Origin of the sequence: Chryseolinea sp. H1M3-3, assembly GCF_029360725.1 — a bacterium.
Lineage (GTDB): Bacteria > Bacteroidota > Bacteroidia > Cytophagales > Cyclobacteriaceae > Chryseolinea.
This window is the reverse complement of record NZ_JARKMY010000002.1, coordinates 918,108-944,352: the sequence shown is the minus strand read 5'-3', so window position 1 is coordinate 944,352 and position 26,245 is coordinate 918,108. Positions and strand designations below refer to the sequence as shown.

The 26,245-nt window shown below is 43.1% G+C and carries 19 protein-coding genes; 11 read left to right on the top strand and 8 right to left on the bottom strand.

Annotation, left to right across the window (positions count from 1 at the left end; all coding sequences use genetic code 11):
- Positions 1 to 30: 30 nt before the first annotated feature.
- Positions 31 to 2,007: a heavy metal translocating P-type ATPase gene (locus P2W71_RS11565; protein WP_276371041.1), complete on the bottom strand. Its 1,977-nt coding sequence runs from the start codon at positions 2,005 to 2,007 to the stop codon at positions 31 to 33.
- Positions 2,008 to 2,018: 11 nt separating this feature from the next.
- Positions 2,019 to 2,627, bottom strand: a complete 609-nt coding sequence (locus P2W71_RS11560; protein ID WP_276371039.1) for a hypothetical protein — start codon at positions 2,625 to 2,627, stop codon at positions 2,019 to 2,021.
- A gap of 495 nt (positions 2,628 to 3,122) precedes the next feature.
- Here P2W71_RS11560 and P2W71_RS11555 point away from each other — a divergent pair, with 495 nt between their 5' ends.
- Complete coding sequence (locus P2W71_RS11555; protein ID WP_276371038.1) at positions 3,123 to 3,518, top strand: MerR family transcriptional regulator; 396 nt, start codon at positions 3,123 to 3,125, stop codon at positions 3,516 to 3,518.
- Between the two features lie 69 nt (positions 3,519 to 3,587).
- Positions 3,588 to 3,890: a hypothetical protein gene (locus P2W71_RS11550; RefSeq protein ID WP_276371036.1), complete on the top strand. Its 303-nt coding sequence runs from the start codon at positions 3,588 to 3,590 to the stop codon at positions 3,888 to 3,890.
- 25 nt (positions 3,891 to 3,915) lie between these two features.
- On the opposite strand, the gene P2W71_RS11545 is transcribed toward P2W71_RS11550, so the two are convergent.
- On the bottom strand, positions 3,916 to 4,230 hold the full coding sequence (locus P2W71_RS11545) for a hypothetical protein (RefSeq protein WP_276371033.1): 315 nt from the start codon (positions 4,228 to 4,230) through the stop codon (positions 3,916 to 3,918).
- A 936-nt stretch (positions 4,231 to 5,166) separates the two neighbouring features.
- Between P2W71_RS11545 and tnpA the strand changes: the two genes are divergently transcribed.
- The 5 genes from tnpA (at position 5,167) to P2W71_RS11520 (ending at position 11,549) form a co-directional block, all read left to right on the top strand.
- Positions 5,167 to 5,619 (top strand): IS200/IS605 family transposase, encoded by a 453-nt coding sequence (gene tnpA / locus P2W71_RS11540; protein ID WP_276371030.1) that lies wholly within the window; start codon positions 5,167 to 5,169, stop codon positions 5,617 to 5,619.
- Between the two features lie 474 nt (positions 5,620 to 6,093).
- Positions 6,094 to 7,119, top strand: a complete 1,026-nt coding sequence (locus P2W71_RS11535) for a zinc-binding dehydrogenase (protein WP_276371029.1) — start codon at positions 6,094 to 6,096, stop codon at positions 7,117 to 7,119.
- Between the two features lie 3 nt (positions 7,120 to 7,122).
- Positions 7,123 to 7,920 (top strand): SDR family oxidoreductase, encoded by a 798-nt coding sequence (locus tag P2W71_RS11530; protein WP_276371027.1) that lies wholly within the window; start codon positions 7,123 to 7,125, stop codon positions 7,918 to 7,920.
- Between the two features lie 31 nt (positions 7,921 to 7,951).
- Positions 7,952 to 8,842, top strand: a complete 891-nt coding sequence (locus P2W71_RS11525) for a sugar phosphate isomerase/epimerase family protein (protein ID WP_276371025.1) — start codon at positions 7,952 to 7,954, stop codon at positions 8,840 to 8,842.
- Between the two features lie 385 nt (positions 8,843 to 9,227).
- Positions 9,228 to 11,549 carry a hypothetical protein gene (locus P2W71_RS11520; RefSeq protein ID WP_276371023.1) on the top strand — a complete coding sequence of 774 codons (2,322 nt, stop codon included), beginning with the start codon at positions 9,228 to 9,230 and terminating at the stop codon, positions 11,547 to 11,549.
- 82 nt (positions 11,550 to 11,631) lie between these two features.
- On the opposite strand, the gene P2W71_RS11515 is transcribed toward P2W71_RS11520, so the two are convergent.
- From P2W71_RS11515 to P2W71_RS11505, 3 genes are all read right to left on the bottom strand, one after another.
- Positions 11,632 to 13,161, bottom strand: coding sequence for an alkaline phosphatase family protein (locus P2W71_RS11515; RefSeq protein WP_276371021.1), 1,530 nt, complete (start codon positions 13,159 to 13,161; stop codon positions 11,632 to 11,634).
- Between the two features lie 191 nt (positions 13,162 to 13,352).
- On the bottom strand, positions 13,353 to 14,831 hold the full coding sequence (locus P2W71_RS11510; protein ID WP_276371019.1) for a SusD/RagB family nutrient-binding outer membrane lipoprotein: 1,479 nt from the start codon (positions 14,829 to 14,831) through the stop codon (positions 13,353 to 13,355).
- Positions 14,832 to 14,852: 21 nt separating this feature from the next.
- Positions 14,853 to 18,026: a SusC/RagA family TonB-linked outer membrane protein gene (locus P2W71_RS11505; protein WP_276371017.1), complete on the bottom strand. Its 3,174-nt coding sequence runs from the start codon at positions 18,024 to 18,026 to the stop codon at positions 14,853 to 14,855.
- Positions 18,027 to 18,356: 330 nt separating this feature from the next.
- On the opposite strand from P2W71_RS11505, the gene P2W71_RS11500 reads away from it, so the two are divergent.
- From P2W71_RS11500 to P2W71_RS11485, 4 genes are all read left to right on the top strand, one after another.
- Positions 18,357 to 19,712: a hypothetical protein gene (locus P2W71_RS11500; RefSeq protein ID WP_276371015.1), complete on the top strand. Its 1,356-nt coding sequence runs from the start codon at positions 18,357 to 18,359 to the stop codon at positions 19,710 to 19,712.
- A gap of 31 nt (positions 19,713 to 19,743) precedes the next feature.
- Positions 19,744 to 21,543: a T9SS type A sorting domain-containing protein gene (locus tag P2W71_RS11495; protein WP_276371013.1), complete on the top strand. Its 1,800-nt coding sequence runs from the start codon at positions 19,744 to 19,746 to the stop codon at positions 21,541 to 21,543.
- Positions 21,544 to 21,585: 42 nt separating this feature from the next.
- On the top strand, positions 21,586 to 21,969 hold the full coding sequence (locus P2W71_RS11490) for a group 1 truncated hemoglobin (RefSeq protein WP_276371011.1): 384 nt from the start codon (positions 21,586 to 21,588) through the stop codon (positions 21,967 to 21,969).
- A 207-nt stretch (positions 21,970 to 22,176) separates the two neighbouring features.
- Entirely contained in the window at positions 22,177 to 22,449 is a 273-nt protein-coding gene (locus P2W71_RS11485; RefSeq protein ID WP_276371009.1) for a hypothetical protein, read from the top strand.
- Positions 22,450 to 22,552: 103 nt separating this feature from the next.
- Here P2W71_RS11485 and P2W71_RS11480 read toward each other — a convergent pair whose 3' ends face one another.
- Positions 22,553 to 24,940 carry an ABC transporter permease gene (locus P2W71_RS11480; protein ID WP_276371006.1) on the bottom strand — a complete coding sequence of 796 codons (2,388 nt, stop codon included), beginning with the start codon at positions 24,938 to 24,940 and terminating at the stop codon, positions 22,553 to 22,555.
- A 224-nt stretch (positions 24,941 to 25,164) separates the two neighbouring features.
- Positions 25,165 to 25,899: a hypothetical protein gene (locus P2W71_RS11475; protein ID WP_276371004.1), complete on the bottom strand. Its 735-nt coding sequence runs from the start codon at positions 25,897 to 25,899 to the stop codon at positions 25,165 to 25,167.
- Positions 25,900 to 26,245 lie beyond the last annotated feature (346 nt).

Genomic DNA, 26,245 nt, shown 5'->3' with positions numbered 1-26,245 from the left:
TTGGTTCAACCGGATAACGTAAGTCTTAGATCAAAACTTCATCCGTTGAATACGGATAGCATTCACGATTGCCAATAGGGCAACACCTACATCAGCAAACACCGCCTCCCACATGGAAGCAAGACCCCACGCTCCTAACGCCATAACAATCACTTTTACGCCGAAGGCTAATGCAATATTTTGCCAGACAATGTTGTTCGTCGCTTTACCTATGCGAATGGCTGTTACAATTTTTGAAGGCTGATCAGTTTGAATTACAACATCGGCAGTCTCAATAGCAAGATCACTTCCCAATCCGCCCATAGCAATGCCAACGTCGCTGATGGCGAGCACAGGAGCATCATTGATCCCATCCCCCACAAAGGCAACTGCTTCTTTTTTCCCTTTCTTAATTTCTTCAAGCTTTTTCACTTTGTCCTCGGGAAAAAGATCGCCATAAGCTGCATCAATATTTAATTCGCGGGCAACCTTATCCACTACCGCCTGCTTGTCACCGCTTAGCATGATTGTTTTGATATTCATTGCATGCATTTGCCGTATAGCAAGCCTTGAATCTTCTTTTATTTCATCAGCAATAACAATGTATCCTGCTAACGTTCGGTTTACCGCAACCACTACAAGGGTGTCAATCAGTGTTTCAAGTTCGGACTCCATGGGCACATCGAATTTCTTTAAGAGCTTTACATTTCCCGCGAGTATTTCCTTTCCCTCTACAATTCCCTTTAATCCATAACCTTTAATTTCTTCCAGGTGTGCTACTTTCTTTACAGGATCTTTGGATACATATTCTATTATAGCCTTGGCGATCGGGTGATTCGATTGAGATTCAAGCGCAGCCACATACGATAGCCATCCATTCTCGTGTAAACTTTTGTTTACTACCTGCTGTACTTTAAAAACTCCTTTTGTTAATGTACCGGTTTTATCCATCACAACGGTATCGACCCTGGTTATCCGATCCAGATAGCTGGAACCTTTAAAAAGAATGCCATTTCTTGAACCCGCTCCTATACCCCCGAAATAACCAAGCGGTATGGCAACAACCAATGCACAAGGACAAGAGATAACAAGAAATATCAGTGCTCTATACAACCATTGATTAAAGTTATAGTCTTCCACAAAAAAATAAGGCAGAAATGTTAATCCGACGGCGAGGAAAACAACGATGGGGGTATATACCTTTGCAAATCTTCGTATGAATAATTCTGTCTTTGCTTTCCTCCCTTGTGCGTTTTGCAGGAGAGAAAGAATTCTTGCCAGGGCGCTTTCGTTAAAAGGCTTTGTGACCTTTAAGTCAACAACCTTCGATTCGTTTATCATTCCCGCCAAAACCGTTTCACCGCGTTCAATGAACATTGGTCTACTTTCTCCAGTAAGCGCCGCCGCATTGAAAGCGCTCCCATCGCTCAGCATCTGCCCATCTAAAGACACCCTTTCACCTACCCTGATTTGAATGGTCTCGTCGACTTGAACACCCAGCGGGTCAACTGAGACATAATTGCCGTTCCTCAATACAGAAGCGCTTTCCGGGCGGCCATCCATGAGGGCTTTAATGCTTCGTTTTGCACGGTTAACGGCAGCGCCCTGAAATAATTCACCCACCGCATAAAACAACATGACAGCAACACCCTCTGGATATACGCCAATATAAAAGGCACCCATAGTGGCAATACCCATCAATAAAAACTCAGTAAAGATTGATCCCCGGAAAGCTAATTTAACACCTTTAAAAACTACCGGTAACCCTACAGGCAAATAAGCGATCACATACCAAACAAAACGTATGGAGCCGCTAAACCATTCAGGCCGGGTGAAAGTATCAAACAAAAGTCCGGCAGCTAAAAGAATAAAGCTTCCGATTGCAGCAAGCCATTCGTTTTGGATCCAACGTTCGTCTTTTCCTTTAACAGGTCCTGTGTCACGACTATAAACCTTCTCCGCAACCATTTCGACACTGGCCGGAGGCGTATTATTATTTTGGTTTACTTTTTCGTTTTCTTCCCTCATCGCCTACCAATTTAATGAATAAAGAAGGACGCAACACCAGTCAATACCAGCGTCAAGCCCGTTATAATGCCTGCGTTGTGTTCCAACGCATGCCAATTCCATCTGAAAAGGCCTCTATAGGTAAAACGTACCCATAGTACCATCCCTGAAATCGTCACCGTTGTATATAAAAGGCTTAGAAACACAACTTGTTCCCATCCCTGTACACCTGCCATTAAAAAATAGGCTTCGATTTCCAGGCACGGCGAAAAGAACATGGCAATGACAAGACCTATTATGATCCTAATTTTCGGCAAACTCGGTTGCTGATGCAAATGAAAGTGTTTGTGTCGATGATGCTGATATATGTAGAACAATCCAATAGCGATGAGTATTACCGGAGCAATAAGGTGAGTAAAACTTGTGACCTGCTCCGATATCGTAACACCTAACAACCCTATGACCATGCCTATGAACACTGTACTTAATGCATGTGACAATCCGGAGAGAAAAGTTATATAGGTAGTTCGACCCAAAGACCATTTTTCCTGGCGGCTGATAGCGAGGATAGGCAGCCAATGATTTGGAATTAACGCATGTAGAACGCTTAAGACAACGCTACCCGCTATTAAAGTGATCACGTTACGGAGTTTTGTTCAACAAATCTGCTTAATAAAACAATGCAACACGATTATTTTTTCGCTTACATCCTAACAAATGCATTATCGGATGTTGCGCTTATGACTTCCTCGAGCGCTTCTGTTCAACATTGGTCTGCCTTTGGCTATGCACCAAGATTTTTTCTTCCTTGCTCGCACAGTCAATTTCACAACTGGGTGCCCTCCTTTTTTTAAAGTAGGAAACGACAAAAAAAGTTAGGACCAAAATCATGACAGCAATACCGCCCCATTCCAGGAACCCAGATAAAGCTGTTATTGCGCCGATTCCAAAAACAACGGCAACAATCGGTATCGCGCAGCAGGCGACACAAAGTCCTATGCCTAAAAATCCTAAAAGCTTGAATAATTTTGTTGAATCTTTCATAATCTTTAATCCGTTATCTTAAAAATGTATTTCAAAGTTAAAGTGTGGACTATTGGCCATGGTCAAGAGTTTTCTTAAATAAATTTTCAAATATGCTGATTGGAGAACTTGTCGAAAGAACCGGACTTACCAAAGACACAATCCGGTTTTATGAAAAAAAGGGATTGATCTCCCTGGATAGAAAAAGCCGAAGAGAAAACAATTATAAGGAGTATTCTGAACGAGTGTTTGAAAAACTTCTTCTGATCAGAAAATTAAAGGACATCGGATTCACACTCAACGAAATTGATACTTTCCTTGAACTTTGGCGGGAAGAGGATGCGTCGTGTGAAAATCTCAAATACAACTTAGAAAACAAGATCGCCCTTGTTAATCAACAGATTCAAAAACTTCTTGACTTAAACTCGCGATTGATTACATCACTCACAAAATGTAATGCAGGTAACTGTGAGTTTGAGCGTACAATTCCATCCTGTCTGTGCTCTTAAAAACGCTATTAATATGAAACCGTGGATTATACTACACGGTGTTTTATCTATTAGATAATTTTCAGCAGTATGGCAGCTCAAAAATCAATATCGTGTAAACTCACTGCGCCAGAACTTCAAAAAAGAAAAGCAACAGTAATTATTGAACTCAAGAGACTTCTTCAGTATAAAGAAGAAATCGACAACGGGTTCTCCTATAGCTTTGAGAGCGCCGACGATATCCTCGACAAGATCAATGACTTTATTAAAACAGAAAGAATCTGTTGTGACTTTTTCACCTTTCAATTAAAAGTAGAAGGAAGCAAAACGTTCCTCACGATAACAGGTCCTGCAGGTGCGAAGGAATTTTTGAAAGACGAAATCAATTTTTGAGTTCCTTAGCAATACGCAAAGTAGGCTAAGGCAATGACTCGATGTCATAACCCCCGGTACAACTAAGGCAGGTATTACCATAAGCATCATACTCATCGTAAGCAGCACCCGGTTTGCCAAACAGGGTTATGATTCTGTCGATTCGGATATGAAACTCAGGATTCATAACGATGAACAAACCTTTACCCGCAATTTCTTTCATTTCGACAATCCTGCCTTCAACTGACTCCACAGTATTATCATTAAGAAAAAAGAACACCTTTCCGGTCGTCTGTTTTGCAATCTCTTCCTCAATGATTTCTCTATAAACATATTGAACAGGTGTAAATGAAGTTTCCATATTTTCAATTTAATGCCTCAATATCGTAAACAAGGTGATGACTACAAAAATTCAACTTTGATGTAAAAGTGTTTGAGCTGAAGGGCTAAAATAAAGCCGTATGAATATTAAGTTAAAAAAAATAATGTTGAATATGACGAGCGATATGTGGGACTAATTATCGCGCCCCTTCAGGGCTTGAGATTTCTGCTTTCCTTAGACGCAGGCCTAAAGTCCTGCGCTGATGATTTCGGCCTTTCAGGCCTGCGCACGATCCGTTCTCGATACAACCTCTGAAAGGTTGGTGTCCCGCATTTTGTGTAGCCCAATCGAAATGCAATGCGCTGTTGTTCCTCGTCAAGAAATCCTGATATCAACTGTTTGATATAAAAAATTTACGTTTGATACATTGCAGGCCAGAAAGGCCTTCATCACTAGCGCAGGACTTCAGGCCTGCGTTGAAAGCACCAAGCGGCATTAAGCCCTGAAAGCACGAAATAAAACCTTTATACAAAACCAAATTGTTAGCCTAGAGTAAGTTGTCAAAAATTAATACATGCGCTGTTATACTTTGTCAGGAAATCCTGACATCAACCTGTTTGATATAAAAATTTTACGCAGATAAATTACAGGCCTGAAAGGCCGTCATCATCAGCGCAGGACTTCAGCGTTGAAAGCACCAAGCGGCATTAAGCCCTGAAAGCACGAAATAAAACCTTTATACAAAACCAAATTGTTAGCCTAGAGTAAGTTGTCAAAAATTAATACATGCGCTGTTATACTTTGTCAGGAAATCCTGACATCAACCTGTTTGATATAAAAATTTTACGCAGATAAATTACAGGCCTGAAAGGCCGAAATCATCAGCGCAGGACTTCAGGCCTGCGTTAAAAGCACCAAGCGGCATTAAGCCCTGAAAGGGCGAAATAAAAACCGTTGTTCAAAATCAAATTTGTTATGGCGCAATCACTCGTCAAAAATTATATCCACATCATTTTTTCCACCAAGCACCGCCAACACATCATATCAAAAAATTTTGAAGATGAAATTCATAGATATTTAGCTGGGATATGTAACCGACTTGAATGTAATCCTATTATCATCGGCGGATACACTGATCATATTCACATCTTGTGTTTGCTTTCAAAAAAAATATCATTGGTCGAGTTAATGGGAGAGTTAAAAGCTCATTCTTCGAGGTGGATTAAAACGAAAGACGAATCGCTTAAGAATTTTTATTGGCAAGATGGTTATGGTGCTTTTTCGGTAAATCCGTCCGAGATCGATCTGGTAAAAATCTATATTAAAGATCAACATGAACATCACCAAAAGAGGACCTTTCAGGATGAATACCGTATGTTTTTAAAAAAATATAATGTTGTATATGATGAGCGATATGTATGGGACTAATTATCACCGCCCCTTCCTTGAGATTTTCTGCTTGCCTCAGACGCAGGGCTAAAGTCCTGTGCAGATGATTGCGGCCTTTCTGGCCTGCGCACAGTTCCCTTAGGTACCGGCTCTGAAAGGTTTGTGTCCAAATTTTTGTGTCGGCCCATCGAAACGCAATGCCCTGTATAATATCAGGAATAGCGATATCAACTGTTTGATATAAAAAAAATTACACTAGTGAATTGTAGGCTGAAAGACCGCCATCACTGACGCAGGACTTCAATCGTCAAAAAGGCACAACCGACATTAAGAATTCCATTACAATACACGCAATGTTCGTTTTCGTGGCTTAAAATTTCGCAATTTGAGATACAACTTATCTCTATGTAACACGATTAACTGGATCACGAACAACTTTCATACAATTTCCTCATAGTACTTTTTTTGTATTACTTAAAATTCTTTACTTGGTCGCTATAACCAATGACAACTATGAAATCAGCAGCAGTAGTGAACTTTGCACCCGAAAAAGGCTCCGTTGAAATTCGGGAAATCCCGATGCCTACTTTTGGTGACGACGATATTTTATTGGAAGTAGCCAATGTAGGCGTGTGTGGCAGTGATTTGCATCAATGGACATCCGATCATAGCTGGCCTGTAAACTATCCCGTGGTATTGGGTCACGAATTCGGAGGACATATTGTCGAATTCGGAAAGGCAGTCGTCGGTTGGAAAGCTGGTGACCGTGTTGTAAGCGAAACCGCTGCTGTTATTGATGCCAACAATCCAATGTGCCGGACTGGTCTATACAACTTGGACCCTACACGAAAAGGATTTGGCTATGGTGTAAACGGCGCAATGACGCGATATGTACGCGTACCTGCACGTTGCCTGCATCGCGTCCCGGATAATCTTGCGTTTGAACAAGCTTGCCTGACAGAACCTTGTTGTGTTGCATTCAACTCTGTTGCTCAAAACACCCGCCTTAAACCTGGAGATCGTGTGATTGTGTTAGGGCCTGGAACCATCGGTATTTTGTGTGCTGCCGTGGCAAAACTTTGTGGTGCTGATGTTGCCATTGTTGGATTAGAAGCCGACAAACACCGTTTGGCCACTGCAAAACAATATGGATGCGATGTAATCATTGGTGATGCAACATCATGGGCCAGGGAGCGTGACGGACTTGGTGCAGACTGCATCATTGATGCTGCAGGAGTAAGTGCTACCCTCAAAATTGCTTTGGAACTTGTTCGACCTAACGGACAAATTACCAAAGTCGGTTGGGGACCCCAGCCGATTGGATTTTCGTTGGATCCCCTCGTACAAAAAAACGTTACGCTTCAGGGAAGCTTCAGCCACAACTGGCCAACATGGGAACGTGTGATCGCTTTACTTGCTACAGGCAAGCTTGATGTGAAACCCATCATTGGTGGTGTGTGGCCCATCACCGAATGGCATGAAGCGTTTGAGAAAATGCACAAAGGAGAAGTCATTAAAAGCGTGCTTAAACCCGTTTAGTCCATGCGCCTTTTGGGTAAAGTCATTATTATAACCGGCAGTACGACGGGTATTGGTAAAGCTATTGCAACAGCTTGTGTTAAGGAAGGTGCACGGGTAGTCATTCATGGCCTGGAGAAAGATTGGGGCGAGAATGTAGTAGAAAACCTGGGCAACGATAAAGCTATACTACACATTGAGGATATCAGCAATGAAGGTGTCGCACAGCGACTGGTAGAACTTGCCCTACAAGCTTTTGGAAAATTGGATGCTATCGTCAACAATGCTGCCGCTGTTGTTTCATCAAACATCCACACCACAGATCTTGCATTTTTCCGAAACGTGATGGAGGTGAACACACTTGCTCCATTCTCCCTGATCAAAGCAGCGCTTCCACACCTTCGCCAGACACGCGGCTGTGTTCTTAATATCGGTTCTGTAAATGCCTGGTCTGGTGAACCCAATTTATTTGCCTACAGTGTCTCCAAAGGAGCACTCATGACCATGACACGCAACCTGGGGGATACACTTCATCGCGAAGACGGCGTGCGGGTCAACCAGATTAATCCAGGTTGGGTACTTACAGAGACAGAAGAAGAACGCAAGAAATCGCATGGGCTACCCGCAGATTGGTATAAAAAAGTTCCAAAAGTTTACGCGCCTGCGGGGCGAATCCTGAAACCGGCAGAAATTGCCGCCGCTGCAATTTACTGGCTTGCGGATGAAAGCGGCCCCATCAGTGGTCAGGTGGTCGACCTGGAACAACACCCCTTCATTGGTCGCAATCCTCCAAAAGATGAGACTACTATTTCTGCTTCTTAATATAAAACAAACTCACAACCCCTAATAACGAATGCCACGATTAGCTGCATTTCCGAAAGCCTTTATGCAGGCGCTTTGTAAAGACGGAACCATGAAAGTTTCGCAATGGATTGACCTTGCGTGTAAGCTTGACGTTGACGGACTGGAATGGTACGCCGGTTTTTTAGAAATGTCCGACGAAGCCAACTGGAAAAAATTCAGAAAGCAGGTTGAAGATCAAGGCAGGGTTATACCCATGATGTGCTGCTCGCCTGATTTCACACACCCTGATCCTGGTTTTCGTCAAAAAGAAATTGCCAAACAGAAACGCTGGATTGATATGACCCATACGTTGGGCGGTTCGTATTGCCGTGTTCTTTCCGGACAACGAAGACCTGAATTAACTTTGGATCAAGGTGTCAATCTTGCTGCCGAATGTATTGAAGCTTGTCTCCCCTACGCGCAGGAACGCAACATTACACTCATCCTTGAGAATCACTACAAAGACGATTTTTGGGAATATCCGGAGTTCGCACAAAAGATGGAAGTCTTCGTCAAACTTGTAGACAGCATTCATCATCCAAACTTTGGTGTAAACTATGATCCCAGCAATACATACATTGCAGGTGAAGATCCACTTGAGTTATTAAAGCGCATATCACATCGTGTTGTGACCATGCATGCAAGCGATCGTTATCTCATCGAAGGTACCATAGAAGACCTTCGTCGCGAAGAAGGTGGCTCAGCAGGATACGCCAAACGTCTTCGTCATGGCGAAATCGGCAAAGGCCTGAATGACTATGATGCTATCTTCAAAGAACTGAAACGTGTCGGCTTTGATGGCTGGATCAGCATCGAAGACGGTATTGAGGGCATGGAACAGCTTGAAAGAAGTGTAACGTTTCTTAAGAAAAAGATTGGCGTCTACTGGCCGTCGTTTTAGGCCTTGTTCTAACAGTTGAATCAGATATTTTATTTCAGACACAAACCCACTGTGTGCAGCAAGTGGGAGGTGTAGTCACATCTTCCCGCGAAGCAAGTCAGACGGGTGTCACGCCTTTGGATAATCTTCATCGGCATTCGCGCCTGTATTCCGTTCGACGGCATCATCGCATTTTTTTTAGGGCTTGCCGCACTTGCAGATAAGTTCCCACGGCCATTAAAAAATGGTACCCGAACCAACTCCCTGAAATCAATGATACCCAAATAGGTGATTGCGCCCCCCTTCCTCTATCCGCTACATTTACAATGCAATTGAAGATCAGGTCTCATGTAACGTGATGCCTATCTACACAAAAAAATATTTCATTCAGTTAACCATTAGTATTATGAAAACCTCCGACAACAACAGAACAAATGGTGCAGCGCCGGTCAAAGAACCGCCTGCCTTAAACCGCGGCGAAAATTTTGGTGGCAATTATGAAATACCACAACTCCCTCCTGGCCTAGAAGAAAAAATTGAATTGGCTAAAGGTCTTCAAGAGGATATCACTCAACAATTAAAGGAATTATCCTTCGGCCCTGGTGGCGAACCCGTCATTCCTCCCGGTCTGCCTGGAGAGCTGATACTTAAAGATGAGCTCGAAAAGATCAAAGACATCATCACCGGAAAGTATCGTCTGCCAGCCGGTATCAGAATCGCACATGTGGAATTAACACAGTCAACGCAATTCTGCAACTTTGATAACTTAAGCAGCGGTGCGGCGGACGACAACTCCGTTCCACTCGTTGCAAACAAGGATTTGATCATCAGGGTATATGTAGACAAAAGACCCGGAATGGCTGGTTACGTTCCAAATTTGGTGACCGGCCGAGTCCGTTTTGCCGGTAAGGAATTTACGCCTTTGAACGGGCCTATACCGCCGCGAGACAAGACCCTGATCAGACGGTCCAATTTAAATCATACGCTGAACTTTAGAATACCCGCAGCGTTGTGTCATGGGGAGAGAACATTTCAAGTCAGGGCATTTGACATCGCCTATACCTCCCCGCTCGTAGGCATTGGAATAAACATCGATGGCTCGTTAATGCACTTCAGCAGCACCAGTGAAACATTCTACGCCAGGTTTCGCAATGTTCCTCATTTAAAAGTTTGTGGTGTGATGATAAATTATGCAGGTCCCAATTTTAACTTGCCAGCGCCACTGGGTACTGACCTTCCTACATCGTTAAGCCGGTTTCTTCCGATGTTTCCTATTCAAGGCTTTGATTTTGGTCCATGTACCGTAACACCCTGGGGTGATGACATGCAGATTGAAAGTGGAAAAAAAGGAAGTGGCTGGGATAGTCTTATAAACTTTATTGCCAATCTGCGTTCAGCATCTACAATCCGCGCCATTTATGTGGGATTGTTACCTACAAATCTTGCAGGCCAATTGGGTATCGGTCAGCGCGGTATTGGCAGGCCAGGCATTGCCATCGCAGCGAAAGATGACACGCGTGCTCTATCCCATGAGTTGGCACATGCATTGACGTTGCTCCATTTGGATGATGGCACTGGTGCCGCCGGCCCATACGAAACAAATTATCCGAAATACAAAGAGGGCACCTTCCCATTTGGAAGCATTGGTGAGTTCGGGTTGAATACCAGCAGGATGACCCTTTTTGATCCGGCCAATAGCGTCGACCTGATGAGTTACGGGGACGGTATGGATGTACTTTTTCCAACCAATACATGGATATCTCCTTATCACTATCAGCGCATGTTAAATACAATTGTTGCGTCTGACGGCACTGGCGATATCATCACCATCGTCGCGATCGTAGTCATTGCCAATTTCCGGGTGTACAGAGATGGCAAGGTCGAACTCTTGTCATCGTATATAGTGGATAACGTTAGTAGATATGACAATGCTCCAATTACCGATGCTATATTATTAGACATCCATGGCGCAAATGGGGAAGTGGTGGGTACCCATCGTTGTCATCGACACAATCCATACCAGGACGAGGAAAATGCATTTATTGATTATCATGAACTGATACCTTGGACAAAAGATTTCAGTGGTTTCTCTGTCATTCGAAATGGCAAAGTAATTGACACGATTAAGACCGAGAAAAAGAAATCAAAGATTAAACTTGACAACATTAGCCGGGTGCAACGGAATGGGGACTTGATGCATTTGAAATGGAATACAGAAGCTGAAAACGCAGAACAACCTACGATGATCCGTTACTCGAACGACAACGGTAAAACATGGCAGGCGATTGCCACAGACGTAAAAAATGCAAGTCACCTCGTAAATCTTGACTTGCTTCCTGGCGGCAAAGAATGTCGCCTTGAAGTAATTGCTTCTGGATTACAAAAGGTGTCTGTACAAACAGAACCCTTTGAAGTGCCGGTTAAACCGCGAAAAGCTTTCCTGTATTCACCCCAGGACGGAGAAACGTTCACTGCAGGAACTTCGATCTCATTTCTTGGTGGAGGTTACTCACCGGATCATGATCCATGTGGTTTTGATGAGATCAGCTGGCATTCAAACATTCAAGGATACTTAGGTGCGGGAAATCAGATGTCAAAGAATGATCTGATCCCAGGCACACATCGCATTATCATGAGTATGCCTGATGGAGCTGGTGGAGAAGTTAAAACTGGTGTATGGATTAGAGTTGTAGAAGAAGGTGACGACCGTGAGGCCGGGCATTGCTAAGATTTTTTATCTGCAATCATAAAAAAAGCCCGGTGTTAAACGCCGGGCTTTTTTCATCATCCATTCAATATCGCTAGATAACTCACTTATTTAAAACTCTTTCAACCTTGGCAAAATCCACATACTTGTATTTGCCTAGGATCGTACGTTCTAATGTAAGGTTATAGGTACCACCCGAAAAGACAGTACTCGTCTTTATGATTTCCTTTTTTGGTTGCATCTTTTCGCTTTTATTTTCAGCCAGCAACTCTGTAACTACCCTTCCATTCATCTTTTCAGGAATAGCGATATTGTGTATTGATAAGATCGTAGGGACAATATCGACATTAGAAGTAGGCAATACACTTTCAAAGTTTTTCTTAAAGCTTGGGCCACTGGCTAACAAAGCAATGTCTACTTCGTAAGGGCTTAGTCCGCCGTGGCCGGCTACACCACGCGAATAACTGGTGCCTGCATATCCCATTTCATTTTTACGGTCATCCCAATTCTCATCCACAAGGATATCCGCTGAACGTTCAGGGTGATTCCAGTGAATTGATTCGAACGATAAAGTCCCGGCTACAATACCTTTCGTGTCACCAGCATTTTTTCCTTTGGTAAACAGCGGGCCAACCCATTCCTGGGCTTGTAATGCGGAAACGATTTTCTTGATGACATCGATATTGTGATCTTTTACATAGATAGCACCCTCAGCGACCACCACATCTTCACTTTCTTTGTCTTTTTTGAATCCGTTGCTGATCAGAAATTCTGTCAGTCCTTCTTTTCCAATATTGGTGATAAAACCATGATCTGTTGAAATGATGACGTTAAAATTTTTATCCAGATTTTTTGATTTTAGCGTGGCCATAATCCGTCCAAACTCTGCATCAACAATTCTGATAGATTCCATGGATGAAGCTGCTCCAATCCCATCGCTGTGCGCTGTACCGTCGGGATCGGAGAACCAGATGGCACTTACCAACGGACCATCTAGGGTCAGACCATATTTGATCAATGCATCGGTTACCCATTTGTGCTGACCTGCATTTGGTTTTGCTTTGGCAGGAATCGGCCCGATGTCACGAATGAGCGTATCCTTAAATGAAGCCGGCAAAATCATTCCGGGATTCACAACGGCACCGCCACTAACGGTGTGATTTTGCATCATCGCCTGCCCTGTTGAGCCTGAACTAAAGACCATCATTTTCTTTCCTGCTTGTTGAAGGACCTCGCCTAACGTTACGGCTGTCAGCAAGTGACCATTCGTTGCTGCCATTATCTTATTCAGATCGGCATAGTCGCCGGTGTTCAATCCTTTTTTAGAATCAACAGCTGGGAAGTAAACGGTGTTGCCCATCAATCCATGTGTTCCCGGATAACTGCCGGAAGAATACGAAGAAGCGTTTACACGAGTAACGGTAGGAAAAACACTGTGATGCTGTTTACCATAGCATCCTGCCTTTGAAAAAGCATACAGGTTTGGCATAGCCTCCGCTGTGATATAGTCCGGACGCAGGCCATCAAAAAAAACGATCAGCGTACGTAATTCCTTTTCATCTTTCTTTTGTGCCAAAAGTGTCGCTGAGGAAACAAGAAGTAAAAAGAGAAGAATATTTTTTATCGAATACATAATAGGTCAATTTAAAAATTAATATATCACTTTAAATTGTGCTCGTGAAGGGTTAATTATACTTGTTCAATATTCGTGATACATTCATCATCGGAAATTCATATCTACTTGTTGATATCTTATTGCTTAGTTTAACCGGAATAATTCGAACAAGGAATACCGAAAAAAACCTGAATATCGAAAATAACTTATCATTGTTCCCACCACACCTTCACATCACTATCATCACCACCCATTGCACGCACTGCTGCATCCAGGCTTTCTGCGTTGAGTGATTGAAGATAGGTAGGATATGGCACGCGGCTTGGAAAATTATTTTCAGCAGGAATGCCTGTACCTCGTGGCAAAACAGGATAACCCGTTCTTCTTTTTTCAAACCACGATTGATAATCTACAAAAAAGTAAGCGTAATATTTTTGCAGCATGATTTGCTCCAGTTGAACGTCCGTACTTGCTGCCTCATCGTATGCTATTCCAACTTGTTGCAGAAAATCGGGTGGCATGATAGCACCCCATTGTGTGATGGAAGCCGCAATCCCTGCTTCATAGTGACTCTTTGCTGATTTCCCTGTAGCGTAGCCTTTCAACGCCAACTCAGCTTTTATAAACGATACTTCAGCGTACGTCATCATAACACCCAGTTGGGGTAGCGTTTTAAGTGCATCAGTATAGCTCGAATTCTTTCCAACGACATATTCTTGTGTCGTTGGATATCCACTTTCAATTCCCTGAAATACACTTTCGCCATTTACATTAACGGGAAGCGCCCATATCGCCCGCCTTGGATCTTGTACTTCATTTAACTTACTCAAGAAAAACTTTGTAAAATACGTACCCTCGCGCCAATCCAGGGTGCGCGCATTAAAGTATGGATTGAAATATGGGAAGGTACCAGGGTAACGGAAGATGGCGTCATCCGAAGTGCTTGTGAATACAGGATAGGTAGCGGGATCAGCTAACAGCTGGTTGATCTGTTCACTTACGTTGATCTCTCCCTCGCGTTTGGAAATTCTTAACAAAAGTCTGAGGCGAAGTGAGTTTGCAAATTTCTTCCATTTCAAAATACCTGCATTCTTCCCACCCGACACAGTGTTGGCATTATACACCAGATCACCGGCATAGGTTAGCGCTTTTGTATCGTCAAATAAACTGTTGGCAGTTTCCAGGTTCTTCAAAATATCCAGATAAATGTCCTTTTGTGCGTCAAAGGATGGTTGAAGTACCCCTTCCGTTGCTTTGGTCGCCTCTGTGTATGGTACGTTACCATAGAGATCTGTAAGAATTGAATAGGCCCAGCTTTTATATACAAGGGCAATGGCTTTATAGTTATTTTCGTTCAATTTCTCAGCAAGCTCATAAATATTTTCAATATCGGTCAAGTATCCATAGAAGTTGCTCCATACACCTGCCCCCGGAGTAACCACATACCGGTGTAATCCGGCGCCGCTAGTGCTGGCACGAGGCGCATCCACCTGCATGAGTTCGTGCGTGAATGAACGTGCGGCCGAAATGGATGTGTTAACGATACGGTATTGCAGTTGACCCAGCATTACGCCAGGAGTAATCTCTTTCGGACGATTCGGGTCGGTGTTAATTTCTTCAAAATTATCAGTGCAGGCAACCATCAGGCCGCTTACAAAAATGAGTGTCAGATATATTTTTTTAAACATGATCATCACGATTATATATTACTAAAATTTGAACATTACGTTTGCGCCTATGGTGCGCGTTGAAGGGAACTGTGTCAGCTCGACACCCGGTGTAAGTGTGCCGTTATTCAGGTTGCCCCCTTCTGGATCAAAGCCCGGGAAATCTGTGAAGTTGAAAAGGTCTCTCCCATAAATGGCAATCGAAGCTTGCCGCAAACCCAGCTTGCCGATGATGCTTTCTGGTAAACCATATTCAAGGCGTACTTCCCTGATCTTCAGAAAAGAGGCATCAAAGATGTTTGTCTCTGCGTTGCTGATCTGATAATAGTTATCATAATAAGCGCTCGCCGGCACGTTGACTGTGTTCGGTGCAAATGTCCCGTCACCCTGTGATACAACACCCTCACCCACAATGCCACCATCTCTTCCGGGCAGTGTTACCCGTGTTTTTCCCAGGGTATTATTTTTATGATTGGTTTGTGAATACATATCGCCTCCATATTGTCCATCCAACAGTACGCTGATTTTAAAACGATACAGCCCGAACTCATTCAGGATACTTCCCTTCCAATCCGCAAAGGCATTCCCCCATTTCCGTGCAACAGGATCAAGTGGGGCCGGTAGCCCGGTAGATGCATAGATAATCTGACCATCGGGAGAACGTTGAAAACCCTTTCCATACATATCGCCCATCCGGCCACCAACACGTGCTTCTATAGTGACGTTGCTATTATGCGCGTAAATGATTTGGTTGGTGATCCCTTCAGCCAATTCTTTCACGTAGCTGCGGTTACGGGACCAGATGAATGTTGTATTCCACGAAAAATTCTCCCGAACCACAGGTTTACCGGAAAGTCTTACTTCAACGCCTTTGCTGTTGATGAGCCCTGCATTGATCAATGCGTTCGAATATCCTGTAACCGGATCCAGGGGGATCGCTAAGATTTGATTACGACTTCTATTGTCATATACGGCGAGATCTAAGCCGATTCTGTTTTGAAATAAGCGAAGGTCCAAGCCTGCTTCATAACTGCTCGTTATTTCTGGTTTTAGCTCGGCATTGAACAGGGTTGTTGAATTGGTAAAACTATTACTGTAAATCTTATCATAGTAGCGTGCCGTTTGATAAGGCCGTGTATCATTTCCAACCTGAGCCCACGAGAACCTGAGTTTTGCGAATGAAACAGGCCGAGGCAATGACATCAGTTCATCCAACAAAAAACTGGTACTAACCGAGGGATAGAAAAAAGAATTATTTTTAGCAGGCAAAGTACTAGACCAGTCGTTGCGGCCTGTGATATCCAGGAATATCATTTCATCAAATGAAAACTGTGATGTAGCATACACACTGTTGATGGCCTTCTTTGTTTTTTGCGGGTCAGCTACGGCCTGATCGAGACTGTTCGAAATCTGATAGATACCGGGCTGCGCCAATTGATCCGCATACATTCCGGCAAAGTCGTACGTCTGCCGCATGGCATTCGCACCCGCCGATACAGTAAACGCTATGCGATTACTTAGCTTATCATTGTAGGTAAGCAGGAAATCGGAATTAGATTCATAGCTGAAAACATTTTGCTCGCGAAACATCCCTCTTGGATATTTCGTCATACTATAAGGACGTTGTTGGGAGCGATACTCAAAGGACATGTCCAATCCGGTTCTTACCATCAAGTTCAGTTTCTTGGATATTTCATAGTTGGCAGAAACTGTCCCGATGATACCATGCTTGTTCATCTTGTTTAACATTTCATACATATCCAGGTAAGGATTGTCGGGACCGGGGTTAAATGGATTCTTCTGCTTTACATGCTCCAGCCCAGGCATCCAATATGGTTTGAACCATTCGTGGTTGATGTTGGGCGCAGTGCCGATAATTAAAAAATACATCAACGACTGGTTGTTGTAGCCAGCGGCCGGAAGGTTATCACTCGTCTTGTTCGTATAGTTTGCCTTTCCCGTGATCTTCAGCTTTTCTGACACTTTTTGATTTACCGAAAGCGATGCATTGATACGTTCGAAGCCCGTGTTTGGAATGATCCACTTGTTTTTCAAGTGGGTTAATGACAATCTAGCCGAGCCGTTATCTCCGCCGCCTTCTATAGCGATGCTGTTAGAATAGGTAACACCGGTTTGAAAAAATCCTGAGATATAGTTTTTGTACGGCACCCACGGTGTTCGTTCTACAGGTCTTCCGTCAGGCGCGTCGGGGTTGTATTGGAAATATGATTGACCGTTGAACTTCGGTCCCCAGGCTCTACCGGCCGCAACGGTTGTGCTGGTGTTAATGCCATCTTCACTGTCCAGGTAAGAATAATATTCATCGGTACGGCCTTCACCATACTCAAACTGATAGTCCGGCCACCGGTTCACCTCCTCCATGCTTACATTGGAATTTATCGTAATTCCAATTCCATTATCTTTTTTAGATCCCGATTTTGTCGTGATGATTATCGCACCGCCCGCTGCCCTGCTACCATACAACGCAGTGGCACCCGGTCCTTTCAGCACCGTTATCTTTTCAATGTCATCCGGGTTAAGATCCGAGAGTGTAGAGCCGTAATCTACAGGACTGTCGGCCGACAAATGTGAATTATGCCCCGTGCCTGTTATCTTACTACTCACTGGCACACCATCTACCACGATCAGTGCCTGATTGTTATCAAGGTTTAGAGACGATTCACCCCTTATAGTAATGCGCGACGAGCCCATCGGGCCCGCACCGGCACCTTGAATATTCAAGCCAGCAACTTTGCCGGAGAGGGTGTTCACCCAGTTGTTTGACTTCGCATCCTTTACAGCATTTTCGCTCACGGACTGCGCCGCATATCCCAATGATTTGTCTTCACGCTTGATCCCCAGCGCGGTCACCACTACTTCCGACAACTGTTTTGCATCCGATGTAAGAGTTACATTCACGATGTTGCGGCCGTTCACAGAAACTTCCTGGGCGTTGTAACCTACGAATGAAAAGATTAACACATCTTCCGCGGAGCTTGCGTTAATACTATAATTCCCGTCAGCGTCGGTAATGGTCCCGTTACTCGTTCCTTTCACCAGGATATTGACCCCCGGCAACGAACTTTGATCTTCAGCCACAATTACTTTCCCTGAAACTGTAAACTGACCCTGCGCTGTTGATACGACAAATGATCCGGCAAATAGTAAAAAGAAGATTCGGAATAAGACATGCGTTCTTAGTAGAAGTTTGAGCATAGTGGTTAGGTTTAGGTGTGATAATATTCACACGCAAAACTGCTACCCGCCTGTGTCCTTAGTTTATCATGGAAATTATTTTAAGGTTATGGTTATGTATCGGGATTATTAAATGCGTAATGTTTTTTTAGCATTATAATTTTAAAAAAGACATCGCCGAGGAACTTCAACATTAGTCCATGCAATTTTTTTTTACTCAAATCCCATTCCACGCCCCATTATCGCTGATGTTACAATTGTGTTATCCATAGGGAGACCAGTGTTAATCGCAGAAAATCACCCCCAGTACTTTTGTCGCAGTTATTTTTCAAATCAAAAAATCATAAAAACATGAAAACAAAAGTCCATTTCTTATTGATGATCATTGTATTAATAGGAATTCAAGAGGTGAAATCTCAAGTTGTAGCGACTCCGGGAGGAGGTACAGGGGCAGGTCCGGGAGCCCCTTTTGAAGAGGGTGGCGGGTCGCCTTCTACTACATGGAGTGTAAATGCAAATGGCCTACACGTAAATGGTTATTCTAATATCGGAATTGGCAACATACTCCCCACCCGGAAGTTGGACATTTATGGCGCTTCAAATACGTTTTTGCGTGTAACCTCATCAGGAAGCGAAGGAGGAACCCATGTAGCAGGGCTCGAGTTAAAACGGATTGCAGGTGGCAGTGAATCGACCTGGGACCTCGTCAATCAAAGTCATTTTAGAATTCGAAAAGCAGGTATTGCTGTATTTTCGATGGATACAGATGACGCATTTTTTGGAAGTATCAATGAGAAAATGTCCTTAAATATCTGGGGTAAAGAGACCACTGTCAGCAACGGTACCGTTCAGGATGGTAGCATTGTTTTAAGAAATAATGTTGTAGGGATAAACCAGGTTCTGCGTTTGGATGCCGATCAGTTGGAAAGTGACAGAGACTTTTTTATAAATTTCAATTCCAACAAGAATCTGGACCTTGTTCAGGGTGGCGGCAAAGTTCGTATTAATACGAACGATAACGATGCCCAACTGAATCTCGCATCAACTTCAGAGATGCAACTTAAGCTTATCAATCCTGGCAACCAGGGTGGTTCATGGAGGATCGGCGTTGCAAATGGTGATTGGGCCGCAGGAGCAGGTAAACTCGTATTTACGAAAACAGCAAATTCTAACGATGCGACCATGGTTATTACGCCTGCAGGAAATGTGGGAATCGGATTAACCACACCTTCAAAAACGCTTCATGTCAATGGCGTTACCAGCACGAAAGTACTTGAGATAACAGGTGGAGCTGATTTTGCGGAAAATTTTGAAATCGCAGAGAGCGATAACCTTCTTCCTGGTACCGTTGTGAGCATCGATACAGATAACGCCGGTCAACTTCGGGTTTCCGATAAAGCATATGATAAGACAGTTGCCGGGATCATCAGTGGCGCAGGGGGCATTCAACCTGGTATGTTGATGGGACAAGATGGAACCATCGCAAATGGTAGACATCCCGTTGCTTTGACTGGAAGAGTATATTGCTTAGTAGATGCGAGCTATGGTGAAATCACACCAGGCGATTTACTGACTACATCGCATACGTCAGGACATGCAATGAAAGTTTCCAACCATGAAGCAGCGCGGGGAGCGATAATCGGAAAAGCCATGACTTCATTGAAAACCGGCACGGGGCTGGTCTTGGTACTTGTAAGCCTTCAATAATTCACTGCCATAACTCAAATCCTCTTGTATCATGAAAAAACTAATGATAGATGTAGTCCTTTGTGTGGTGATTTTTTCAACCTCTCCCCTATGGGCTCAAAAGATAATACCCTATAACTTTTATCACCAAACAGATTCTTCAGCGGAAGGTTCGCTGCAAGTGATCACCACCGTAAATGCTTCATCAAATTTTTTGCGATTGTATTTTAAAGGAACCCAGCTAGGAAAAGAAAGCTATCTCGTGCTGGAGACCGCCGATGGTGCGAAGCAGAAATTACATTACCGGGACCTCGAAAATTGGGGTTTTAGCTCAGCCTATTTTAACGGAAATGCTGTGAAGGTTTCTCTATACACTGGCAAAGGAGATATGAATAAGATTATCATTAACGCAGTAAAAGTAAGCGATGGAGAAATGGAGAAATCTACGGTCAAAGATGTGGTGGGAAGAAAAAATGTTTCAAGTCAACCTGCGGTCGCAAACAGTGATATCAATTATGAATTACCGCCCCATGCCGCAGCAGTGGGAAGGTTTACGAATGGAAATAAGTCATACGGAACGGGTTGGATCGCGCCTAATGGCGCCATAGTAACTTCCCAAAGAGTGGCCTATAATCTTGTGCAGGAAGACGGGTATGATGTAATAGAATTTAACATACCACCATCAAATCATTATGGATCGGTAAATCATCCTGGACCAGACGATCAATATCCTGTGAACATTAACAAACGAGATATTGGTTCTGAAAACTACAATTATAAAAGAAAACATGATTTTGATATTGAAAACGAAGATGGCTATGGCGAGTGGCACACGACATGGGGAATAATCGAAGCATTACCGAATAGTACAGGGTTGCGCCCCGGTGAAAGGCAGCAGCACCATTTTCAGATCGTGCGAAATCCTGGCTCCTTCACGCTGGAGTCGACTAATGTTTGGGTAGATATATTTCATTATGGTGAAATTACTACTGATTTGATTTACGAAAGTCAATACAGGACTTTGAAAACACATGTCACAAAGTTGCTTCCCTCAGAAGAATACTTGACAAGCAACGATCATGATAACTTTGTGCTGTACAATAAAGACAACGGAGACATCACACTTTCGGACAGTGATACTGGAGCCCCAATTGCCTATAACCAATTCAACATTGCCATAGGCGTTCATGATGATTTTCTATTCTGGCCCCCAGCTGTCGGTACCGGTTTTAGAAACAGTGAACTTCTCAATGGGCTAGATCATTTTTTTTCGTCGGACGTGGTGTATGTCGATCAAAATAGTTTCTGGGATTCAAGCACGGGCGCTATTGACAAACCATACTTTCAAGTACTTGACGCCATTGATCATGCCGACATTTCAGGGATCGTTAGTATAGCCAAAGGCACCTATGATGAACCGATGTACGTTACGAAAGCGGTGACTTTAAAAGCACCTGTCGGTAAAGTTGTGATCGGAGAAGAAGGCGTTTTCAATACAAGAAAAGCAACGCTTCCACGGGAGCTCTTCCTTGAACCGGAGACAGCAGGTTTACAAGGCAACCTGGAGGAAAATGATAGTGGTTTTGACTTGAAGAGTTTTCCAAATCCATTCACCCTCAGTACAGAGATAAATTATTCGTTGGAAAAATCGTCAGGAGTTGACGTAAGTGTGTATGATAATCTGGGAAATAAAATCAAGTCATTGGTACACGAAAAAATTCAATCGCATGGATACCATTCCGTTGTGTGGGATGGAAACAACGAAAGCGGATTACAAGCAATGCCTGGGCTATACGTAATAAGAATAGAAACCGGATCCCAATCAAAGATTGTAAAAGTTATAAAAAACTAGGAAGGTCAATGATTAACCCTTTCACTTAAAATTAAGATAAATATGGCTAAGGAATCGCAAGATAATAGCTCCCTATTTGAACAGTTAGGGGGCATGCAGGCTGTAGAAGCAGCCGTGGATGTTTTTTATGCTTACGTAAGCAATGACGAACGGATAAGCTATTTTTTCAGATGGGTAGATATGGAAAAACAATCCAACAAAATGAAATTCTTTTTAGCGTATGCTTTGGGATCCCCAATAAATTACTCGGGCAAATCCTTAAAAGACAGTCATGCCCGGCTTGTAAAAATGGGATTAACCGATAAACATTTCGATGCAGTGGTAGAAAATTTAGTGCTCACCCTTCGCGAGTTGGGAATTGCAGAAAACTTGATTGCACAAGTAGGTAAGATAGCGGAAGGGACAAGGGAGGATATTTTACGATAACCTCCACACCATTCTGTTTCTGTATTGACTGGCTTGAGACGATTGTTCGATGAACGCAATTTTGGTCAGAGAGCAAAAAGTAGCCACGCTACATTGTGCTGCTTCGGGGTAAAAATATACAACCGGCTTAAAACGTCCCGGTAATTGATGTCTGGGCTAAAAACACAAGTGCAGTTTTATTGTTCTAAAGTTATTAGCAACAGAACCATGGATGCAGAACTCAAAGTAGGTGACGAAGTATACTACCGGAAATCTCCGGGTGAGGCACCAAAGAGAAAGGTATATCGGATCATTAAGATTGAGCCAATGGAAGTACCGGAGGCTGTCAAGCAAACATCAGTACAACAGCATAACAAATCGCTTTATGGACGAGAAACAGATAAAATCTCGCAGCCGGATTTCTCCTATGTCATTGAACCTTTAGGTGGTGGTGAGAATCTAACGGTGAGGCAAGGCGAAATTGATACGGTCGGGAAGTGACCAAAAGGCCGACGTAAAAATAACCAGCATCGCCTTGCTGCCTTTATACTCACTAAATATTTTTCATTTTTCCAAGAATCTTTCAGCGTACGCTATCAAGACCTTATTCCGATTTCAGCGTCTCTGCCGGATTTGAGAGTGCAGCCTTGATGCTTTGTAAACTGACCGTAAAAAACGCAATAGCAAGCGCCGATAGCGCAGCGATCACGAAGGTCCATCCGCTAATTTCTGTACGGTACGCAAAACCTTGCAGCCATTGTTTCATGAGCAGGTATGCAAGTGGTGAAGCTAGTAAAACGGCAAGAAGTACCAGCATCGTAAACTTACCCGAAAGAAGCTTTACAATATTGACCAGTGAAGCGCCAAGTATCTTTCGTATGCCGATTTCTTTAATACGTTGTTGAACGACAAAAGTGGACAAACCAAACAACCCCAGGCAAGCCAATACAATTGCAATACCCGAAAACAAATTCATGACTGTACCCAGTTGCTGTTCTGATTGATACAAAGAATTATAATCGTCGTCGAGGAAATGATATTCGAACGGAACAAAAGGCAGCAGTTGTTTCCACTTGGCTTCAAGAAATGAAATGGTTGATGATAACTCCTGTCCATTTACTTTTACCAACAAATTGCCGTGACTGCGAATTTCTGTAAACAACACAAGCGGCTTAATATTCGTATGCATAGATTCAAAATGAAAATCACGAATCACTCCCTTGACAAAACCTTCACGATGCCCCATAAACATTTTTTTTCCTACAGCTTCCGCCGTTGACCAGCCAAGTTCTTTGGCGGCGCTTTCGTTCAGAATAAAATGATAAGTTCTCTCCGCAGAATTTTTATGAGAAACATCTTTAATGTCCTGTTCTGTCAGATCAGTTCCGGCGATAATTTCAAGTCCTGTGGTCTTGATATAGTCTTCGTCCACAGGAGTTGCTGTCACAGAGATTTGCTCTTGCTCTCCCATGGCGGCGGACCGCATATTGTAACCACCGGCAATCTTCACCGGCGTGCTTACACATCGGGACACATTTTCAACAGCAGGATGGGTTTTAAACTCCTGTTTAATGACACTGAGGCGATCGAGGACTTGCTCATGCATTGGCAGTACAACAATATGATTGCGGTCGTATCCCAATTTTTTATGCTGAATAAAATAAAGTTGATTTTGGATGATCAGGGTAGCTACAATAAGGAATACGGAAATAGCAAACTGAAAGACGATTAAAGATTGCTGTACCCATTTGGCTGAATCCGTTTTGATGATTCCTTTTAAAACTTTGACGGGTTGAAAACCTGAGAGTATGATAGCAGGGTAACTTCCCGCCGCAAAACTTACCGTCAGTGCAACAAGCAAAGAGAAGCCGATAAAGGGCAGCGACAACAAAGAGGCAAGTGGCAATTCTTTTTTTATGAGCTGATTGAAAAAAGGAAGCGACAGGAAAATAAGTTGAAAGCTGAGTACTACTGCAACCAGGCAAATGATAACAGACTCATTAATAAACTGCCAGAATAATTGAGATCGTGCAGCGCCGATCGATTTGCGTATACCAACTTCCTTCGCTCGCGCTATGGAACGCGCCGTACTCAGATTGATGTAGGTGAACGAAACGATGACAAGAATGAGCATTGCGACACCAGATAGAATGTATAAATATGTAATGCTGGTGTTGGGCACAAATCCGGTGTACTCCGAGTGCAGGTGTATTTTATCAAACCGCTCGAGCATAAAGTTTACAGAGGCACCCGAACCTGCCATCGCCTTTTCCATGAAGGGTGTGATTTTTTTCTGCAACGGATCAAAGGCATTTTCATCCTTCAATAAAAGATAGGTAGTATAATTTGCGTCAAAATATGTTTCTTCCTGATTGGCGCCCAATGACGAAAACGACGCCAGGAAATCAAATTTAATCTGTGAGTTGGAAGGATAATCACGAACTACGCCGGTCACCTCATAAGGTTCTTCATCGCTGCCGGTCAACAGCATCTTACCGAGGGGATTTTCGTCGCCGAAATATTTATTAGCCGTGGATTCTGTCAACACTACTTTATTGGGACCGTTCAATGCGTTGTCCGGATTACCATGAATGACATCAGCGGAAAATATTTTAAAAAATGTAGAATCAGCAAACAGGAAATACGGTTCTGTAACGGCATTGTCATTGTGCTTCACGATCATATCACGATCTGTCATTCGTATGCCGTACTCAACTTCCGGAAAAGTTCTGGAAAATTCCGGCGCTACTTTGGTGCTGGTAAAATTGCCTCGCTTGCTTTCGGTGCTGCCATCGAAACTATATTCCATGATGACTCGTGCAATGCGCTTTCCATTTTTCTGAAACGCATCGAAGCTTGCCTCATGTTGAATGTATAACGAAATCAACAAACAGGAAGTGAGTCCTACGGTTAAACCAAAAATGTTGATGGCCGAGGAAACTTTATTTTTCCCCAGGCTACGCACGGTTATTTTGAAATTATTTCTGAGCATAAGGCGATCAATAAACCATCATTAATTTACTATAAAGACGCCAAAACTATAAAATCGTTGCTTGAGCTGCATTAGTTCGACGAAAGTACCCCATATTTCCTAGCAACGAAAGTTTCACCTAAAACGAAACGCTACTGAGACAAGTTACAGCGCATCGTAATGGATAAAAAAAAGGCACCCCGTCTGGAGTGCCTTAATTTTATTTACATCGAAATTTGTATCGTCTAATTATCGGGATCCTTCAACTGAAGTTCCGTAATAAAAACCTTATTACCTTCATTGTTGATATAGTAATACTTCCCTGCTTCGTTGACATAAACCGTCTCTCCACCAGGCCCTACTTTATCTTTGATTTTTTCATCTTTGATCGCAGCTGCTGCATCATTCACACCTTCCGAAATTTTGTCGCCCGCAGATTGGGCTTTCCGGTCAGCCTCTTCGGCAGTCTCATTTGCCTCACGTTTTACATCCTCTTTAGTCTCCTTAACATCCTGTTTCATGGCCTCCTTTTCATCCCGGTAACTATCGGCGCCACTGGGTTGACCGGTTTTTAATCCGTAAAGAGCCACGTCTGCCTTTTCGCCTGCAGTATTTTCTGTTGTCTTGTAAGTAAAAGCAACTTTATCAATGTCACGGTCGGGATGTTTTAATTTAATAACCCTTGATTCTGAACCAGCCTTCATATCACTCCGGACATTAATTTCTTCCATATCACCGGATTCATAAAACACTTGCAACCGTTCGATATGCAAAGGAGCCTCACTCACCTTTAGTTTAATTGCAGTAAATTCGTCAGCCCCCAAAACTTCGATTGATTCGTTTTGGGTTTTGAAACTTGCGCTCGTCTGACCAATATGCTGCCATCCTTCGTTATTGGTAGAAACCACCGCTGGCTTTTGCGCCTGGGTTGAACCAAAAATGGCGAGCAATGTTACCAACGTTAATCCTAATTTTTTCATAAATATTATAGTTAGTTTATAATTTCTGAGACCGGCAATTTTGCAGCCTCTCCGAATAATTTTTCAATAACTGTGCCATGCAATGTGTTACAGTTGATAATTTAATCTTCGTATAACAAGCCGGATTACTTCGAAAATGGGGTGAATGTTTTATGCCACCGAATACTATAATGTTCACAAACACTGGATAGAATTTCTTGAGGAATAAAAGTCACACCAAGTTGAATTAATCAACAGATACGATTGTAAACGGATCGCACCCTTACTTCCTTCAGCATCCTTGGAATAGATCAAATGGTCAAATATTTTTTTCGTCCATACTTCGCTTTTTGCTTCCAGATGGTCT